The sequence below is a fragment of the Paraburkholderia fungorum genome (assembly GCF_003610895.1).
Classification (GTDB): Bacteria; Pseudomonadota; Gammaproteobacteria; order Burkholderiales; family Burkholderiaceae; genus Paraburkholderia; species Paraburkholderia fungorum_B.
This window is the reverse complement of the sequence record NZ_MCAS01000045.1, coordinates 163833-183458: the sequence shown is the minus strand read 5'-3', so window position 1 is coordinate 183458 and position 19626 is coordinate 163833. Positions and strand designations below refer to the sequence as shown.

Sequence of the window (19626 nt, the reverse complement as noted above, 5' to 3'; positions counted from 1 at the left end):
CCGTTTGACTATCCGCCTGATCGCGGCACAGGTTGCGCCGCTTGTTCCGATCGCGCCGTCCGTGCCGTTGCTGGAGAACCCGTTGAAATCGTCACCCCCTCGCCTCGCCCGTCGTAACTTCTCACTGGCGGCCGCCTCCGCGGTGCTGGCCGCCTGCACCACGACCAGCGGCGGCAAGACCGACAGCACGCCGGTCGCCGCCACACCCACCGCCAACGTGCCGCCGCTCGACAAACCGCAGCGGCCGATTCGCGTCGGACTCGCGCTGGGTGGCGGCGCCGCGCGCGGTTTCGCGCATATCGGTGTGATCAAGGCGCTGGAGGCGCGCAATATCCAGGTCGACCTGGTGGCCGGCACAAGTGCGGGTTCGGTGGTCGGTGCGCTGTACGCCTCGGGCATGAACGGCTTCGCGCTCAACAAACTCGCGCTCTCCATGGACGAAGCGTCGATCAGCGACTGGGCCATGCCGTTTCGCACGCGCGGTTTCCTGCAAGGCATCGCGCTGCAAAACTATCTGAATACGACCCTCAACAACCGTCCGATCGAGAAGATGGTCAAGCCGCTCGGCGTGGTGGCCACAGACCTGAGAACCGGCCAGCCGATCCTGTTCCAACGCGGCAACACCGGCATTGCCGTGCGCGCATCGTGCAGCGTACCGTCGATTTTCGAGCCGGTGAAGATCGGCGGGCACGAATACGTGGACGGCGGCCTGGTGAGCCCGGTGCCGGCCTCGTTTGCGCGCAAGATGGGCGCGGATTTCGTGATCGCCGTGGACATCTCGCAGCGCCCGGAAAGCGGCCTCACCGCCAGTTCGTTTGATGTGCTGATGCAAACCTTCACGATCATGGGCCAGACGATCAAGACCTATGAGCTCGACAAGTACGCCGACGTCGTGATCCGGCCGAATCTTGCCGCCATGAGCGGCAGCGATTTCTCGCAGCGCAACGCGGCGATTCTGGCGGGAGAGGAAGCGGTCGCGAAGATGATGCCGGAGTTGCAGCGCAAGCTGGCCGCGAGCCGCGCCACGGCTTGACCTGTCTGGCAGGCAACGCCGGTTAAGCCGACCGCGCGCGCCGGCTACCGTCACGGACACAGAGCCGGTTCAGACTGAACGGTGCAACGCGGAAGATCCCGCGGCACCTCCAGCAAACACCTGACACCTGACAGCTGACACCGGGCGCCCAAACGCAAAAAGCCTGCTTCAGACGAAGCAGGCTTTTTGCACCAGAACTACCGGCGCGGGCCGATCAGTTACTGATTACCGCCGATCGAAGCATTCACGCGCTTGCGCAGATCTTCACCGTCCTGATAGGACGTTTCGATCCGGCGTGCGCCCGTGAAGCGTTTTTCCCAGTAGCCGCTATCCATATCGTCGACACGGATCGTGCTGCCTGTGGAAGGCGAATGCACAAACTTGTTGTCACCGATGTAGATGCCGACGTGCGAGAAGGTACGGCGCATCGTATTGAAGAACACCAGATCGCCCGGCTTCAGGTCGCTCACGCGCACCTTTTCGCCGACGCGGCTCATTTCCTCAGCGCGGCGCGGCAGCGCCATACCGAGCGTGTCCTGGAACACGTAGCGAACGAAGCCGCTGCAATCGAGCCCCGAATCGGGCGTATTACCACCCCAACGGTAGCGAACGCCGATCATGTTCAGCGCGCCAACCACCACGTCGCCCGCTTTGCCGGCCATGCCGGAAAGGAACGATTTGGCGCCGCCGTCGCTGTCGGGAGCGGCCGATTGCGAACCGAGAGGGGACAAAGAATTCGACCCGCTGGGGGTCGAATATGAGGCATTCTGATTAAAACTGCTTACTTCGTCGGCGAACGCGCCGGGAGTTGCTGCCATCAAGACGCCAATGAACATCCCGGCGACGACGCGCGTGCAAGCCTGGGTTAGGTTTCTGTGCTGCATTGGTCGGTATTTTTTGCCTAAAAATCAGTGGGCTACGAAAAAAAGTTTGGTCGATACTAGCCAGTAAGTATTCGTGTGTCAAAACAAATAGAAAAATACAATCGAGACACGCACCCAATTGGTGAAAGAGTGCAAAATCAGTACTCAAGCGCCGCTTTCAGCAGCTTTCGAGTGTAAGGGTGCACCGGTGTCGCAAAAATCTGCTCAACGTCGCCGCTTTCGACGATTGAACCGTTTTGCATGACCGCGACACGATGCGCCATCGCCCCGATCACGGCCAGATCGTGGCTGATGAAAACGAAGCCGAGGTTGTACTTCTGCTGCAATCCGGTGAGCAGTTTCAATACCTGCTGCTGGATCGACACGTCGAGCGCACTGGTCGGTTCATCGAGGATCAGGATGCGCGGCTCCAGCACCAGCGCGCGAGCGATTGCAATGCGCTGCCGCTGGCCGCCGGAGAACTCGTGCGGATAGCGGTACAACACCGTGCGATCCAGACCAACTTCGCGCAGAACCGACACCACCTTGTCGCGCCGCGCCTGCTCGCTCATCTGCGGCCGATGCAGCGCGAGTCCTTCGCCGACGATCCGCTCGATGGTCTGGCGCGGCGACAGCGAACTGAACGGGTCCTGAAAGACAACTTGCATGTTCGAGCGTAAGGCGGTCTGTTCGCGGCCGCGATAGCTGCCAAGCGCCCTGCCCTGAAACTCGATCTCGCCGTGCGCGGTGCGTTGCAGTCCGAGCAGCGCCATCGCCAGCGTCGATTTGCCCGAACCCGATTCGCCGACGATTCCCAACGTTTCGCCCTGGCGCACCGACACATTCGCATCGGCGACCGCGCGGAACTGCCCCGAGCGAAACCAGCCGCTCAGGCCCGGCAGTTTCGTTTTGAAGTCGACCGAGACATCGCGCGCTTCGAGCAGTACCGGTGAAATCGGCAGTACGGGGACCACCGTGCGCTGCGGACGGCTCGCGAGCAGGCGCTGCGTGTACGGGTGCTGCGGCGACTCGAACACCTGCTCGACCGGCCCGCTCTCCACCAACACACCCTTTTCCATCACCGCGATACGTTGCGCGAAATGGCGCACCAGATTCAGGTCGTGCGTGATCAGCAGCACAGCCATGCCGCGCTTCTCGGCTTCGTCGCGTTGCAACTCCAGCAGGAGTTCGACGATCTGCGCGCGAATCGTCACGTCGAGCGCCGTGGTCGGCTCGTCGGCCAGCAACAGACGGGGGCGGCACGCGAGCGCCATCGCGATCATCGCGCGCTGCCGCTGACCGCCCGAGAGCTCATGCGGATAGCTGTTCACGCGCTTGCCGGGCTCGGCGATACCCGTACGCCCCAGCAGCGCCACGGCGCGCTTGCGCGCTTCGTTCGCCGCGACGCCGTCGTGCACGACGATCGTCTCCGCAATCTGGTTGCCCACCGTATAGAGCGGATTGAGCGCCGTCATCGGCTCCTGGAAGATCATCGCGATGTCCGATCCGCGCACACCGCGCATCTCACGTTCGCTTTTGGCGAGCATATCCTCGCCGTCGAAACGGATCGATCCGCTCACCTGCGCGTCGCTCAACAGACGCAGGATCGACAGCGCGGTGACACTCTTGCCCGAGCCTGATTCGCCGACCAGCGCGACCCGCTCGCCGCGTTGAATCGCGAGCGTGACATCGTTCACCGCGACGGTATCGCCGAACGCCACATGCAGACGATCGAGCTCCAGCAGCGGCGGCGTCACGCCCTGTTTGACGTCGTTCTCCACTATCGCGCTCACTGGTTGCCTCCTGCGCGCATGGCGTCGGCAATGCGGGTGTCCAGCGCATTGCGCAGCGCGTCGCCCATGAAGGTCAGAAGCAGGAGCAACACGACCAGCACACCGAAGGTGGACAACGAGATCCACCACGCGTCGAGATTCGCCTTGCCTTGCGCAAGCAGCTCGCCGAGGCTTGGCGTCGGCGACGGCACGCCAAGGCCGAGAAAGTCGAGGCTGGTGAGCGCGAGAATCGAGCCGCTCATGGTGAACGGCAGGAACGTGATCACCGGCGTCAGGCTGTTCGGCAAGATATGCCGCCACATGATCTGCCAGTTCGACAGGCCGATCGCCCGTGCCGCGCGCACGTAGTCCTGCTGGCGATTGCGTAGAAACTCCGCGCGCACATAGGCCGCGAGGCTCACCCAGCCAAATAGCGACAGCAGCACAATCAGCAGAATGAAGCCCGGCTCGAAGATCGAAGCGAAAATAATCAGAAGATACAACTGCGGCATGGCGCTCCAGATTTCGATCAGCCGCTGCCCGACAATGTCGATACGTCCTCCGAAATATCCCTGTACCGCGCCGGCGGCAATCCCGAGTACCGTGCCAATCAAGGTCAGCACCAGCCCGAATTCGACCGACACGCGAAAGCCATACAGAAGACGCGCGAACAGATCGCGCCCGCGGTCGTCGGTGCCGAGCCAGTTGTCACGCGACGGCGGCGCCGGGTTCGGCGCTTTCGAGAAATAGTTCAGCGTGTCGTAGTAGTAGCGGTTCGGCGGATACACCGCGAAATTACCCGGCGCATCGAAACGATGCTTGATATACGGATCGAGATAATCGGCCTGCGTCGGGAAGTCGCCGCCGAACGTGGTCTCCGCGTAGGTCTTGAACATCGGAAAATACAACTGTCCTTCGTAGCGCACGACGAGCGGTTTGTCGTTCGACCACAGCGGGCCGGCGAGACTCGCTGCAAACGCGACGACAAAGATAATCAGACTCCAGTAGCCAAGCCGTTGCTGGCGAAAACGTTGCCAGACGCGTCGCGCGGGCGTCGGCGAGACGAATGCGCGAACCAGTTCGGTGCGCGCGGTCGCGTCGGCTGAAAGGCGGGCTCGATTCATCTGCGCTCCAGTTGTTCGAATTGGATGCGGGGATCGACCCACACATAGCAAAGATCGGAAATCAGGTTGGTCGCAAGACCGATCAGCGTAAACAGATACAAGGTGCCGAGCACGACCGGATAGTCGCGCCGCACGACCGATTCGTACGACAGCAGGCCGAGTCCGTCGAGCGAAAACAGCGTCTCGATCAGCAGACTGCCCGTGAAGAACGCAGCGACGAACGCCGACGGGAAACCGACGATCAAGGGCAGCATCGCGTTGCGAAACACGTGCTTCCACAGCACGCGCTTTTCCGACAAACCTTTGGCGCGCGCAGTCAGCACGTACTGCTTACGGATCTCGTCGAGGAAGGCATTTTTCGTCAGCATCGTGACGGTGGCGAAGCTGCCCACCACCGAGGCCGTGATCGGCAGCGTGATATGCCACAGGTAGTCGAGGATCTTGCCGCCCCAACTCAACTGCGCCCAGTTGTCCGAAGTGAGATTGCGCAGCGGGAAAAGCTGCAGGAAGCTGCCGCCGCCGAACAGCACCAGCAACAGCACACCGAGGACAAAACCCGGAATCGCGTAACCGACCAGCACGACGAGGCTCGTCGCGACATCGAAGCGCGAGCCGTTGCGCACCGCCTTGGCTATCCCCAGCGGCACCGATATCAGGTACGTCAGAAAGAACGTCCATAAGCCGATGCTGATCGATACCGGCAACTTCGAAATGATCAGCGACCACACGCTCTGGTGGCGAAAATAGCTTTGACCAAGGTCGAATGTCGCGAAACGTTTGAGCATCAGCACATAGCGTTCGAGCGGCGGTTTGTCGAAACCGTACAGCACTTTCAGTTGCGCGATCTGCTGCGCGTCGACACCGCTATGCGAGCGCAGGCCGAACGGCGCGCCGTTCTCGGCGCCTTTGCGCAGTTCGTGCTGCATCTGCTCGACCGGGCCGCCCGGGACGAACTGGATCACGACGAAGGTCAGCGTGAGCACGCCGAGCAAGGTCGGAATCATCAACAGCAGGCGTTTGAGGATGTAGCTCCACATGGCGTCGGTTCCGGTGCGAAGGCAGTGAATGTATGACGCTTTAGTGCGCCTCGGATTGCGGTTGGGGCTGCGTCTGCGGTTGCGTCGATTGGGGCTGCGCATACCACCACATCGTCGTGATCCAGCCTTCCGCGCCATAGTACAGAGGCAAGGTTTTGGGCCACGCGAGTCCGCGCTTGAACGCCACCCGGTGCGTCGCGCTGTACCACTGCGGAATCACATAGTAGCCATGCATCAGCACGCGGTCGAGCGCGTGTGTCGCGTCGATCAGTTGCTCCTGCGTCTGCGCATGCACGAGCGCGCTCAGGATCGCGTCGACGGCCGGCGACTTGAGCCCGATTATGTTGTCCGAGCCGGGCGTGTCCGCGGCCTTGCTGCCGAACCGCTCGATCTGCTCCGAACCGGGCACCTGTACGTCCGGCATGCGGATCGTGGTCGTGTCGAAGTCGAATGCGTCGAGCCGCTTCTGATAGACCGCGAAGTCGGAAACGCGGAATGTCGCCTTGATGCCCAGCTTTTGCAGATTGCGGATATACGTCGCGACGATCGGCGACATTGCCGCTTCGGAACTGGAGTCGTCGAGAATTTCGAATTCGAATGGCTGGCCTTTGGCGTTACGCAATGCATTGTCGCGGTAGGTCCATCCTGCCTGCTGCAACAGGGCGCGAGCCTCAAGCAGATTGGCCCGCAGCGAACCCGGCGGGTCCGTGTCCGGCTGCTTCGGCGGCGGGCCGAACACGGCCGGATCGAGTTTTGCGCGCCATGGCGTGAGAAGCGCGAGTTCACCCGGCGTTGGCAGCCCCTTCGCCTGCAAATCCGTGTTGGCGAAGAAGCTGTCGATGCGCGTGTACTGATTGAAGAACAACTGGCGGTTCAGCCACTGAAAATCGAACGCGAGATCGAGCGCCTTGCGCACTCTCACGTCCTGGAACAACGGGCGGCGCAGATTGAGGATGAAGCCCTGCATGCCGGTGCCGTTATGTTGCGGAAACTCGCGCTTGATCAACTCGCCGGTATCGAACTTCTTGCCGATGTCGCGCCGCACCCAGTTACGCGCAATGTACTCCACCATCGCGTCGTATTCGCCTGCCTTGAACGCTTCCAGCCGTGCGACATTATCCGAATACAGCTTGTAGACAATCCGGTCGAAGTTGTTGGTACCGACACGCACCGGCAACGCCGCTCCCCAATAATTCGGATCGCGCCGATACGTGATGGTGCGGCCGTTGTCGTACTGGTCGATCAGATAGGGGCCGCTGGCAATCGGCTTCTCGAACGCCAGTTGATCGAACGCAATCCGGCTGCCGTCCGGTTTCATTCCCCACTTGCGCGAGAACACCGGCATGCTGCCCACCAGCAACGGCAACTCGCGATTGCGTTGATGGAACTCGAAGCGGATCGTATGCGGATCAACGACTACCGCGCGTGTGATCTCGCCGAATACCGACGCGAACTGCGGCGCGGCCTGCGGGCTCTTCAGCGTGTCGAGCGAAAACTTGACGTCATCCGCGGTGACGGGATCGCCGTTCGAAAAACGGGCGCGCGGATTGATGTGGAAGGTGGTCGACAAGCCGTCGGGCGCAATATTGATGTCGTCGGCAAGCAGCCCATAGGCGCTAGCCACTTCGTCACCGCTGCCGACGGTCAGGCTTTCGAACAGCATCTCGAGGCCCGGTGCGGGGTTACCGCGCAGCGTGAACGGATTGAATTTGTCGAAGCTGGTGAGCCGGCTCGGATTGGCCATGACCAGCGTGCCGCCTTTGGGCGCGTCCGGGTTGACGTAGTCGAAGTGCTTGAAATCCGCGGGATATTTCGGCTCGCCGTACTGCGCGATCGCATAGACCGCCCGGGCCTCGGGCGCCGCGAGCAGACCGGCGAGGACGAACACGCCGCACAGCGCGCTGGCACGTCCCGAGCAACCGCGGCGTGGCACAACCGATAGACCGACACGCGATAGCCTGTGAATCACGCGGCACCAAAGTGCACGAGGCGTTTGAACCCATCGCGAGCCAGTTGTCATGGGGGCCTTATTGGTCAGTGGGCGATTGTAATGTGGAGAGAATTCTACCCAATAAACTCGCGCAATCCGCACATCTCATCGGCGTGAGTTTGACGTGTGGGGTAGGCAGACCTCATCGGGGAAATTCATGGTTGACAGCTTTCGCGAGCGCAATAAAAAACCGCCCAGACTCTGGGCGGTTTTTTTTCGACGCGGCAAACGCGTCAACTGCAGCTTCCTCGTGGCTCAGTGCCAGCCGCGATGATTGTCGTAATGGTCACGGCCATAATCGTAGCGGCCCGGGGGATGACGACGGTACCAGTCGTCACGCCCCCAGTAGCGGCGGCCGTCCCAGTAGCGGTCGCCGTGCCAGCCGATCACGATGGCCGGACCACCGTAGTACACGGGAGCCGGTTGGTAGACAACGGGCGGCGGAGGCGGCGGCGGCGGTGCATAGACCGGCGCCGGAGCCACGTAGACCGGCGCGGGGATACCGATATTGACGCCTACGCTGAGCCCGCCGGCCATTGCAGCACCCGACGCAGCCAACCCGAGAACCCCGATCAGAAATGGAACAATACGTGCGGACTTCATTGATCACCCTTTTGAAGAATGTGTTGTTGGCCGAAATATAGCGCAAGGCAACCGTCCGCGTATTTCAACTTTGTAATAACTGATGCATAACATCGCACTGTTGGCCGCCCGGTTACGTCTCGTTACATTGGACAAAGGTTTGGTGAAAAAGTGGCGGTGACGTAATCGCGCCGACACACCTTGAGCCGCCCGTCCGCCGGCAAGTTGCCCGCGTTCACCGCCCTCGCCGCTGCACGGCAATGCTGCCCGCTGCGCTCGCGCGCATCAGATCATCCAGTCGCCGATTCCCCAATTACTCTTGCGGTCGAGACCGTGCGCGCACATCTATATCAGTAGGATATCGAAGTATTTTTCGGCGCGTAACGCGCCCAGACAAACGCCATACTCCCAGGGCCACCCCACGCAATCGCAGCGTGTTCCCGCCGCCGCCCCCCTCATAGACGACGCACCGCGGATCCAGGGCCGCATGGCGTTGCAACGTGCTATCTGTCGCCGAACCACTCCCCGGCCGCGATTCCCACAACGCTCGGCCGAGCCCATTCGCGAAGACCACCCAAACGAACATTTGATGTTCGAAAGAACATTCTTTCCATTTTCATTAGTCACCGGTCGTCCGACCTCAATATGCTCAAGATTCTTTAAAAAAAGCCGAATTCAGCGGATATTTCAAGAAACTCAACCACTTAAACCATGGTTTTCCCTGGTGCAACGGTGCTCAACCAGTGATACGATGACTGACACTAAATGCAGATAAATGTTCGAATTCGCGCATGCCTGCCGACCTGCGGACAGTCAGCGGACACATTGGGTACGGAGACAGATTTTGAAAACAATCATTGGTTTGCGCTGGTGGATCATCGCGCTCGTGTGTGCCGGGACGATCGTCAACTACCTGTCGCGCAACGCTCTCGGCGTGATGGCGCCGGAGTTGACGAAGCTTCTGCACATGAGCACCAAGCAGTACTCGTACGTGGTCGGTGCGTTCCAGGTCGGCTATACGATCATGCAGCCGGTGTGCGGCCTGATCATCGATCTGATCGGTTTGCGTCTGGGCTTTGCGCTGTTCGCCTGCCTCTGGTCGCTGACAGGCGTACTGCACGGTTTCGCGAGCGGCTGGCTCTCGCTGGCCGCCTTGCGCGGACTCATGGGCTTGACGGAGGCCGTCGCCATTCCGGCGGGCATGAAGGTGGTCGCCGAATGGTTTCCCAATCGCGAGAAATCCGTGGCGGTGGGTTATTTCAATGCGGGCACGTCGCTCGGCTCGCTGCTCGCCCCGCCGCTCGTCGTCTTTCTGTCGCTGAGATATGGTTGGCAAAGCGCCTTCGCGGTGACCGGTGCGCTCGGCTTCGTCTGGGCAGCCGTCTGGTATGTGCTGTACCGCTCACCGGCCGACCACGCCCGCATCAGCGCGGCCGAGCGCGAAGCGATTGTCAGCGGCCAAACGCCGGGCGCGCCGCAACGGCGCAGCATCCGCGAAGTACTGCGCACGCGCCGGTTCTGGGCGATCGCACAAGCACGCTTCTTCGCGGAACCCGCCTGGCAAACCTTCAGTTTCTGGATTCCCCTTTACCTCGCGACGCAACGCCATATGGATCTGAAGCAGATCGCGCTGTTCGCATGGCTGCCGTTTCTGGCCGCCGACCTCGGCGGTCTTTTCGGCGGCTACCTGTCGCCCTTCCTGATGAAGCATTTCCGCATGCCGCTGATCGGATCGCGAATCGCGGGCGTGGTGCTCGGTGCGTTCATGATGCTCGGACCGGCATGCATCGGCCTCGTCGCCTCACCGTATCAGGCAATCGCACTCTTCTGCGTCGGCGGCTTCGCGCATCAGATGATCTCGGCGCTCGTCAACACGTTGGCCGCCGACGTGTTCGACCCCGGCGAAGTCGGCACCGTTGCCGGATTTGCAGGGATGTCCGCGTGGATCGGCGGCCTGGGCTTTTCGCTGCTGGTCGGCGCGCTGGCCGATTCGATCGGCTATACGCCGCTATTCGGCGCCCTCGGCGCGTTCGACCTGATCGGCGCCACGCTGCTGATCATTCTGATGCGCGGCGTCACCCGCGACGCGCGTCCGCATCAAGTCGACAACAATGCCAGCACGGCTGCGTGACCTCACTCGAAGACACATCATGCGTTCACTGACGAATCTGAAACACCCGCCGCGTTTTTCACTGTCATCCCACGCCGGCAATCACATCGTTCTTACTGCGCAGGAGAACTGCCGGATTGAACTGTTCGTTCTCGCCGAAGACATCATCCGGGTACTCGTGCTGCCGGACGGCGAAACGCACGGCCCGCGAACCTGGTCTATCGCGCCGGGCGCGGACGACGTTCCGCTCGAAGGCCGTGAGCGCCGCGACATAAGCGGTTTCACGCCGCCCAGCTTTGACGTCTCGACCGACGCCGGGCACCTTGTCATTGAAACGGCCCGCGTGCGGTTGACCGTCACGCTGGACGGCGGATTCTGCGCCTGGGACATCCTGCACGACGCTGCGTGGCATCGCGTGATGACCGATCGGAAGACCCAGGCGTACAACTTCGGCTGGTGGGACGAGCGCGTGTACCACTACGTCGAGCGTCGCAAGGACGAAATATATGTCGGTTTAGGTGAGCGCGCCGGTTCGCTCAACCGCGCGGATCAGTCCTACGAAATGCGCAACATCGACGCGATGGGCTATAGCGCGCGCACCACCGACCCGCTCTACAAGCACATCCCTTTCTACGTGACGTGGCAGCCGCAAACGTCGACCGGATTCGGCCTGTTCTACGACACGCTTGCCGACTGCCGCTTCGACATGGGCCGCGAGCTCGATAACTATCACGGCCACTACCGGCACTTTGTCGCCGAGCATGGCGATCTCGACTATTACTTCATCGCGTCGGCGGGTACGCCCTTGCATGCGGTGCGCCGCTTCACCTGGCTGACTGGGCGTCCGGCCTGGATGCCGAAATGGGGACTCGGCTACTCCGGCTCGACAATGAGCTATACCGACGCGCCCGACGCCCAGCAGCGCATGGGCGAATTCATCGAACGATGCAGCGAGCACGACGTGCTGTGCGATTCATTCCATCTGTCGTCGGGCTATACGTCGATCGGTGCGAAGCGTTACGTGTTCAACTGGAACCACGAGAAGTTTCCCGATATCGACGGTTTCGTGCGGAGCTATCTCGAACATGGCGTGCGCCTGTGCGCGAACATCAAGCCGTGCCTGTTGCAGGATCACCCGGCGTTCGACGAAGTGGCGCGCGCCGGCCTGCTGATCGCATCGAGTAACGGCGATCCGGCATGGGTGCAGTTCTGGGACGAAGTAGGCGCCTATCTGGACTTCACGAATCCCGCCACCATCGACTGGTGGAAAGCGCGCGTGAAAGACAGCTTGTTGAAGCACAGTATCGCCGCCACCTGGAACGACAACAACGAATTCGAAATCTGGTCGTCCGACGCGATCGCTCAGGGTTTCGGCCAGCCGTATCCGGCACGCGAGGCCAAGGTACTGCAAACACAGTTGATGATGCGTGCATCACACGACGCGCAGCGCGAATATGCACCCGAGCGCCGGCCGTTCCTCGTGTCCCGCTCAGGTGGCGCCGGCATGCAGCGCTATGTGCAGACATGGTCCGGCGACAACTACACCTCATGGGAAACGCTGCGCTTCAATCTGAAGATGGGCCTCGGGCTCGCCATGTCCGGTGTGTCGAACAGCGGTCACGATATCGGCGGATTCTCGGGTCCGGCGCCGGGTCCGGATCTGTTCGTCCGCTGGGTCGCCTTCGGCATCTTTCTGCCGCGTTTCAGCATTCATTCCTGGAACGACGACGGCACGGTCAACGAGCCGTGGATGTACCCCGAAGTCACGCGTCAGGTGGCCGACCTGATCAAACTGCGCTACAGGCTGATTCCCTACCTGTACGAGTTGTTGTGGCAATCGCACAGCGCGTACGAGCCTGTGTTGCGCCCGTTGTTCGCCGAGTTTCCACACGATCCGCGCTGTCTCGCCGATGGCGACGACATGATGCTGGGTTCCTCAATGCTGGTTGCGCCCGTGGTCGAGGCAGACCAGTCGACGCGCGATGTTTATCTGCCGGCCGGCACGCGCTGGGCGTCGTACTGGAGTGGCGAGGTGTTCGAAGGCGGTCAGACGGTGAACCTGCCTGCCCCATTCGAGCGACCGGTGACCTTGCTGCGTGAGGGCAGCGTGATTCCGTTGAACATCGCCGAACAGCACTTTGGGCGCCCCGCCGACGAACGTGCGTTCATCGCCGTGCCGCACACCGGCACGGGCGTCGCGTGCGGCGGCTGCGTCGAGGACGATGGCGAAAGCGAAGCCTGGCGCACAGGCGCGCAAGGCCGCTGGAACGTCACGATTACCGGCGATGCGAGCACGTTACGCATTTCGATCCTGCGCGAAGGCTGGGTCCAGCAGCCACAGCAGGACGTTCGACTGTTCGTGCCTGCAAGCGAAGTACGCACGCCCGTCTGCATCGACGGCACGCTGGTCGCCGACCACACGGTCGACGGCTGGCGGTGCCTGACGATTTCCATTGCCCACTAACCAGGCATGCATCACTGACCCGAGCTGACCGTAAGTGCAACGCTCGATATCTAATCCGGAGACCTGCTAGCCATGAATTCATTGAAGCGCGCGCGGACACGCGCACTCGTCCTCTCGTGCCTGCCGTTTGCGGGCGCCGTGCTATCAACTGGTGCGGCGGCGCAAAGCAGCGTGACGCTGTATGGCGTTGTCGATAACGCCTTCGCCTACTCCAGCAACCAGAAGGGGCACGCCAACTTCTACATGAGCCAGGGCAACCTGCAGGCAAGCAAATTCGGCCTGCTTGGCGCGGAAGACATTGGCGGTGGCACGAAGGCGATTTTCCGGCTCGAAAGCGGCTTCAACTCGCTGACTGGCGCGCAAAGCAGCTCAGGCTTCATTTTCAATCGACAGGCGTACGTCGGGCTGAGCAATGACAAGTACGGGACTGTGACGCTTGGCCGCCAGTACACGCCCTACTTCCAGATGGTCGGCGCGCTCGGGCCGACAGGTGTACTAACGGGTGCGACAGGTGCGCACCCCGGTGACCTCGACGCACTCGACACCACGCTGCGCCTTAACAATTCGGTAACCTACCTGTCGCCGAACCTGGCCGGCTTGCAGTTCAGCGCGCAGTACGGTCTGGGCGGTGTGCCGGGCAGCGTGGCCAGCGGCAGCCAATTCAGCGCGGCGGCTCGCTACGACTACCAGCCGTTTGCGATCGCAGTGGGCTATGTGAAGCTGAAAGACATCGCGACGAGCCAGGCGCTCGGCACCTACGCCGTCAACTCGCCGGTGAACAGCGGCTATGCGACGGCACGTAGCGCACAACTGTTCGCCGCAGCGGCTCGCTACACGCACCAGGACCTGATGGTCGGCGTGAACTATTCGAACGTGCAGTACGCACCGGGTTCCGGTTCACTGTTCACCGACGAGGGTGTGTTCAATACGTACGGCGTGATTTCCACATACCGGATTACGCCGGCCGTGACTGTGGGCGCCGGCTATAGCTATACGCAGACAAGCAAGGCAAATGGCATCAACGATGCCGCGCGCTATCACCAGATCTCGCTCGAGCAGACCTACAACCTCTCGACTCGCACCACGGTGTACGCACTGGAAGCGTACCAACATGCGCGAGGCAAGACGCTGGTTTCAGCGGGCACAGGAACGGGCATTACCGACGCAGTAGCGGTGGTCGGCGACTCGCAGAATACGACGCCGTCGTCCGGGCCGTCGCAATTCGTTGGCATGGTGGGACTGCGGCACGCGTTTTGATGCAGATACCCGGTTGGATGCCGCTCCAGAATGAAGGACATTCTGGAGCGGAAAAAAACAAACCGGATACGCGTGCAACACAGTCCCGCTTCCCGGTACGATCTTCGCGGCATAGCCGCATGCCTGACTGACGTTGCAGGCAGTCACTGCCCATCTACCGCCAGCAAGTTATTCCACAGCGCCGCGCCGGCGCGATCAATCTCTTCGTTGGGCAACCACTTGTGGTTCGACTTTGGAAAAATCACCAGGTAGGTTTCTTGCGGCAGGCTCACATTCGCTGCGCATTGCGGGTTCCTCGGGTTCGCACCGATAACCTCGTGACCGAGTCGCCGATGAAGCTGAATGGAGCCTTCGCCAAATTTCTTTTCCGGACCAGTATCTCCCGCGATGGCATAGGCAATCTTGTCGCCCGTTATAACCGCCGCAAGGTCACCCGTCTGCAAGCCAAGCTGCCGATACGGAGGATTCTTCTTACAGCTTGCATAGTTTTTGGACCCCCGGTCACATGAGGGCAGAACGTAGTATGGCGTCGCATTCGAATCGATGGCGTTGCCATGGCGGTCCGGAAGTGCAGTACCACCTTGGGCATCCGGGTCGCAACTTCGAACTTCTGCAGAAGCTCCATCCGTGTCGAGCGCGAGGTTTCGCGCTTTGACGATGACCGCCTGGGCAGCCGGAAGCCTGAAAACAGAGGAGCCGTCGATCCAATTGACGCTACCGTCCGAGAACTTGATGGGCTGTTGCGGCGTCTGGTTTGCCTTGCCGATCAGCCGCGTGACATCTTCCAGCGGCCCAGCTTCCGCAACTCCGCACATCAGCAACGTTGCCGCAATCAGTGTCGCACTATGTCGAATTCGCATATTTCGTTCCCCGTTTATGTGTTTACCTGCGTCTCGGCACAACCGCAAACTGCCGCGGAATACCTGTCTGCCCGCTAATGCTGGCGTCGACAAATGACTCTATATCTTCTGTCTGCTGCTGTTACTAGCCAACGGTCATGCAGCGCGGTTTGCAGGCACCAGATGCACTCCGGCTTCCGGTACAGCACCCGCGTGGGACGGCGTTCGAAGCGGTCTTCCTGTGCGCACTCAAAGACGTACCGGGTAACCGGCCCAGACGTCAGCCGGACATTGGTAGCGTCGCGCGCTCCCCTGCCAAAACGCGGAAAGACTACTGGTTGTATCAGGATCAATGCCGATAATCACAGACATTCTGAAATTCCCATTTGATGTTTTTTTCAGTTACAAACATGTGAAAAGTGACGCGAATCATGCGAGATCGATTCCCGTGTCGACCTGATGGTCCGCCTATTTCCTGCGTCGTGTCTATTTTATCGACCGTAAGCCACTCGAGTGCGGCGAAACAACATGCCCATCGCGATCTGAAACCCAAGGTTCTCGTGCTCAATCATAGATTGCCCGACACCTGAACACATCAGGAAATCAAAACATATCTATTTTTACCCTGCCGCTTCGCTTCATAGAGCCCCTGATCGGCGGTTCTGAAAATGTCCGCGAGACTTACTGTTTCATAAAATTTTGACAACCCGATGCTGATCGTAACGGCGTGAGTTGAAATGCGCGATTTCGCAACGTTCTCGCAAAGCCGCTGTGCCAAAGCACACGCAGCGCCTTCTTCACCCGCAAATATGACACCGAACTCTTCGCCGCCAAGGCGCCCGAAAGTATGCATCTGCGCACACCGGTCGATGACAGCCGCTACTGCCACCAGCACCTGGTCCCCGACGTCATGGCCCAACGTGTCGTTAACGCGTTTAAAGTCGTCGATGTCAATGAGCAAAAGGTAGAAGTCGTCTGTTGCGGCGCGAGCGTGATGATCCTGCATCGACTCCATCAGGCTTCGGCGATTATCAATGCCTGTCAGCGCGTCTTTAAAGGCCAGCTTGATCAACTCTCTCTGAACAAGAAATACCTTTTTTCTCTCTTGCACGAAAAGGTAGTTAAGCAGGAATCCCAACGTGATTCCCGATGAAATAGCGATTATTATCCAGTTTAAATCTTGCAAGTTCAACAATAGATCAACCTCATTGCGCGCTATAATAAACCAGACGATCATGTTGCATATAAAATAACTATAATAATCTGCGAAAACCGCGACCATACCAAGAGTAATCACAATGCCCAACGGAATGGTCCAGAATTCGGGATTTGATGTCCTGACAACGTCACCGTGAAGACCGAGCGCGAGTGCCGTTACAAAAACAGAGCAGCCAATCGAATGTGTGACCGCTCCACGGGAAAAATACACCGTTGTCCATCCGATCAGCATGCCGGCCACTGCCATGATCGTTTCCGCTACATCAAACGGAGGACCCGGTTGAGCGAAAATTCTCGACAAAGTCCAGGCCGCGAATCCCACGATTCCGAGACAAACCGCCAGATGTCGCAAGTTGAGGGCTGAATGGTGCCAAAACAGCCATCGCTCTGAGCGGTCTCGAAAGATGACATCTCTTTCGAGGGACCTGATTTTGTGCATCAACTGCATATCAAGGTCCTTGTACATTGCTAGCGTAGTGACTTCCCGGCGACACATGGTAATTGCACGTCGGCCATCGTCCGACGCAGGATTGCAGCCTCACGAAATGCCGACCCATCAAAAAATCGCTGTACCAACATGAAAAATTCCGATGCAGACCATCGAAGTTCGCCACAATTTTGTCAGGCGAGCCTCTGAAACCCCGAGGACAATCAACCCCGCCCCTAACAGGAATAGAGACGCGGATGTCCATCCGCCTCTGTGCGGCGCGATCAACGGCAAACAACAAGCCAACAGCAGAACTAAAGCTGTGGCGATTCCATTCCAGAAACTCCAGGCTCTTCTCATAGAGCGCCCAGCCGAATTGAAGGGTGCTTATCGCTCTGAACCCTGACGCTTCTGAGCACGACGCGTCTTGCAATCAGAACGTTTCCCAGTCCGCTTTCGCGATATCGGTCGAGGTGTTGGTCGAGGTGTTGGTCGCTCCGCTTGCGATGATGGCGGGGACAGCTCTCGGCTTTGCGGGCTCCAAATAACGCACGTCGGAAACTCTGGTTACAGGGGTGCGAGGCTTGCTTTGCGGAATCGCCGTACGTGCGGAAGATTGCCTCGTATTGGCGACCCTGAACACGGAAACGGCCTCCTTCAGACGGCTGGCCTGTTCTTCAAGTGACTGTGCCGCAGCGGCTGCCTGCTCGACAAGCGCCGCATTCTGTTGCGTGACTTCGTCCATCTGACCGACGGCCTGATTCACCTGTTCAATGCCACGGCTTTGCTCGTCGGACGCGGCCGCGATCTCGCTGACGATATCGGACACCTGCTTGATTGCCTGCTTGACCTGCCCCATGGTGGCGCTAACTTCGGCTGCCTGCTGCGCGCCGTCCTGAATCGTTGTCACGGACGAGTTGATCAGTTCCTTGATTTCCTTCGCGGCGGTGGCGGAGCGTTGTGCGAGACTGCGAACCTCACTGGCCACCACAGCAAACCCTCGCCCTTGCTCACCTGCCCGTGCCGCTTCAACAGCGGCATTGAGCGCCAGAATGTTCGTCTGGAAAGCAATGCCTTCAATGACGCCGGTGATTTCTGAAATCTTGTTTGAGCTACTGCTGATCTGGCTAATTGTCCCGACCATGGCCTGAACCGAATCGTTACCTGTATCGGCAATGTCAGTAGCGCGCGTGGCCAGTGCGTCTGCCTGCCGGGCATTGTCAGCGTTCTGTTTTACCGTCTCGGTCAACTGTGCCATGCTGGCTGCGGTTTCTTCAAGCGACGCGGCCTGCTCCTCCGTACGGGCGGAAAGATCCGTATTGCCGCTCGCGATTTCACGAGACGCCACCGTCACCGACTCCGCGCTCCCTTTAATTCCGCGCACGGTCTCGCTGAGCCGTCCGTCCATCTTCTTCAACGCTTCCAGCAACTGGCCGAATTCGTTGCGCGAGTCCACGATGATCTGATTCTCAAGCTTGCCGTCAGCGACCGCATTCGCAGCGCTCACGGCGATGCCTAGAGGCCTCGTGATCGCGCGGATCAGGTAGATCGACATACCGGTTGCGAGGACGACGCCCGCACCCACCAGCGCGACCGCGACCCCAAACAGTGTCCGGAACAGAGAGTTGCCGTCCTCAGCAGCCTGCTTTGCATCGGCTCTGTTTAAAGCAGCGTCATCATTGATGAGTTTCTGTATCGACTCGGCAATCTGAGCCTGATCTTCGACCAGCGGAGCCGCGGCGTCGTAGTTGCCGGCGCTCATAGCCGCAACTGCTGAGTCTGTTGAGGACTTGAGCTGTGACAGGAGATTATTTATGCCATCGGCTATGGCGCGCTCCCTGTCACTGGAAACGCCGCCCGGATAGTACTCACTCCAGGCATTGTCGATGCGCTGCCAGTCGGCGCGGATAATCTCCTTGGCAGTCTCTGTCTTTTCGGGGTTGCGAAAATATAGAATCCGCCGCAATTGCAGACGGGAGTCGATTTGAGAAGCGCGAACCTCGGACAGATCGGCTATCGCAACTGTGTTTTGTGAATAAGCCCTGCTCATGGCCAGGTTCATCTTCCACAAGCCTTGCATACCAAAAGCACCGACCGCGGCCGTCAGCGCTAAACACACACCGAAGGCCAGGACGATCTTGAACTTGATGCTCTGTGTGAAGCCTTGCATTTTCTTTCCCTACCATTAAGAGTTGGCGTCCCTTCCTCCACCCCAGCCGATCAGAGTTGATCGGGAACCGTGCCGGCGTCCGCGAAGTGGCATGTTGTGGCAGGAATAGCCCTTAATATTTGTAAACGACCAGGACCCTGGCTTATGAAGGGTTCATCGATGTAGGGGTTTGCTGATTTCTCGGTAGGGATGTCTGGTGGTGCCTGTAGACGAGATACGCCGTGCACGACGGAGTTGCAGGCGCGTCCAGAATTGCACGCCTTGCTGGCTTCAAATCCTCGCTCTCCAGTTGAGACAGACTGCTTCGGCTATCGCTTCGCAGAACTCAAATACTCGATCAGCGGGTCGGGCGGCATTCTGATGTGGACTCGTACAAATACCCCGTAGGACTACGTCGTAAATTTCTGTGAGTGCAAAAGGCCGCAGGCTGCGCGCCATTTCCCTCTAAGAAGTGCGGGGGACAAAATCTTGGGTAGCGTCGGGCACTGCCCATCCAAGGCACGACGCGGAAGAACAGAATCGAGGGAATCGAGCCGCCACCGGATGACGGACCTGACGACGGGCTCAAAAACAAAAAACCCCGTAAGCCTTTGAGCTTACGGGGTTTTTTAACCGCTTTTGGCGGAGACGGAGGGATGCCAAAACGCCCGAAGGCGCTTTACAGGCAAGGCTCTGAAAAAACACCTTTCCGCTACCCATACTTCTACCCATATTAAGAAAGACCCGTTTTTCTGTCGCCT

The 19626-nt window shown here is 59.7% G+C and carries 13 protein-coding genes; 4 read left to right on the top strand and 9 right to left on the bottom strand.

The window, feature by feature from the left end; translation table 11 throughout:
- The first annotated feature begins 61 nt into the window (after nt 1-61).
- Nucleotides 62-1033: a patatin-like phospholipase family protein gene (locus BCY88_RS32000; protein WP_404935754.1), complete on the top strand. Its 972-nt coding sequence runs from the start codon at nt 62-64 to the stop codon at nt 1031-1033.
- Between the two features lie 218 nt (nt 1034-1251).
- Here the strand turns inward: BCY88_RS32000 and BCY88_RS31995 are convergent, their stop codons facing one another.
- The 6 genes from BCY88_RS31995 to BCY88_RS31970 form a co-directional block, all read right to left on the bottom strand.
- Nucleotides 1252-1917 carry a C40 family peptidase gene (locus BCY88_RS31995; RefSeq protein WP_120348127.1) on the bottom strand — a complete coding sequence of 222 codons (666 nt, stop codon included), beginning with the start codon at nt 1915-1917 and terminating at the stop codon, nt 1252-1254.
- 137 nt (nt 1918-2054) lie between these two features.
- Nucleotides 2055-3689 (bottom strand): ABC transporter ATP-binding protein, encoded by a 1635-nt coding sequence (locus BCY88_RS31990; RefSeq protein ID WP_120348126.1) that lies wholly within the window; start codon nt 3687-3689, stop codon nt 2055-2057.
- Entirely contained in the window at nt 3686-4792 is a 1107-nt protein-coding gene (locus tag BCY88_RS31985; RefSeq protein ID WP_120348125.1) for an ABC transporter permease, read from the bottom strand. The genes BCY88_RS31990 and BCY88_RS31985 overlap by 4 nt, the downstream gene beginning before the upstream one ends.
- A complete protein-coding gene (locus BCY88_RS31980) occupies nt 4789-5829 on the bottom strand; it encodes a microcin C ABC transporter permease YejB (protein ID WP_120348124.1) in 1041 nt (346 codons plus the stop codon). Before BCY88_RS31980 ends, BCY88_RS31985 begins: the two co-directional genes overlap by 4 nt.
- Before the next feature lie 40 nt (nt 5830-5869).
- Entirely contained in the window at nt 5870-7849 is a 1980-nt protein-coding gene (locus tag BCY88_RS31975; RefSeq protein WP_120348123.1) for an extracellular solute-binding protein, read from the bottom strand.
- A 225-nt stretch (nt 7850-8074) separates the two neighbouring features.
- Nucleotides 8075-8422 (bottom strand): hypothetical protein, encoded by a 348-nt coding sequence (locus tag BCY88_RS31970; protein ID WP_120348122.1) that lies wholly within the window; start codon nt 8420-8422, stop codon nt 8075-8077.
- Between the two features lie 823 nt (nt 8423-9245).
- Here BCY88_RS31970 and BCY88_RS31965 point away from each other — a divergent pair.
- From BCY88_RS31965 to BCY88_RS31955, 3 genes are all read left to right on the top strand, one after another.
- Nucleotides 9246-10532, top strand: coding sequence for an MFS transporter (locus tag BCY88_RS31965; RefSeq protein WP_120348121.1), 1287 nt, complete (start codon nt 9246-9248; stop codon nt 10530-10532).
- A 19-nt stretch (nt 10533-10551) separates the two neighbouring features.
- A complete protein-coding gene (locus BCY88_RS31960; RefSeq protein WP_120348120.1) occupies nt 10552-12975 on the top strand; it encodes a glycoside hydrolase family 31 protein in 2424 nt (807 codons plus the stop codon).
- A 72-nt stretch (nt 12976-13047) separates the two neighbouring features.
- Nucleotides 13048-14232 carry a porin gene (locus tag BCY88_RS31955; RefSeq protein ID WP_120348119.1) on the top strand — a complete coding sequence of 395 codons (1185 nt, stop codon included), beginning with the start codon at nt 13048-13050 and terminating at the stop codon, nt 14230-14232.
- A 143-nt stretch (nt 14233-14375) separates the two neighbouring features.
- Here BCY88_RS31955 and BCY88_RS31950 read toward each other — a convergent pair whose 3' ends face one another.
- From BCY88_RS31950 to BCY88_RS31940, 3 genes are all read right to left on the bottom strand, one after another.
- The gene (locus BCY88_RS31950) at nt 14376-15092 is read right to left on the bottom strand and encodes a glycoside hydrolase family 75 protein (protein WP_120348118.1); all 717 of its coding nucleotides are present in this window, start codon (nt 15090-15092) and stop codon (nt 14376-14378) included.
- Between the two features lie 574 nt (nt 15093-15666).
- Nucleotides 15667-16737: a GGDEF domain-containing protein gene (locus tag BCY88_RS31945; RefSeq protein ID WP_183081501.1), complete on the bottom strand. Its 1071-nt coding sequence runs from the start codon at nt 16735-16737 to the stop codon at nt 15667-15669.
- Nucleotides 16738-17149: 412 nt separating this feature from the next.
- Nucleotides 17150-18886, bottom strand: coding sequence for a methyl-accepting chemotaxis protein (locus tag BCY88_RS31940; protein ID WP_120348116.1), 1737 nt, complete (start codon nt 18884-18886; stop codon nt 17150-17152).
- Nucleotides 18887-19626 lie beyond the last annotated feature (740 nt).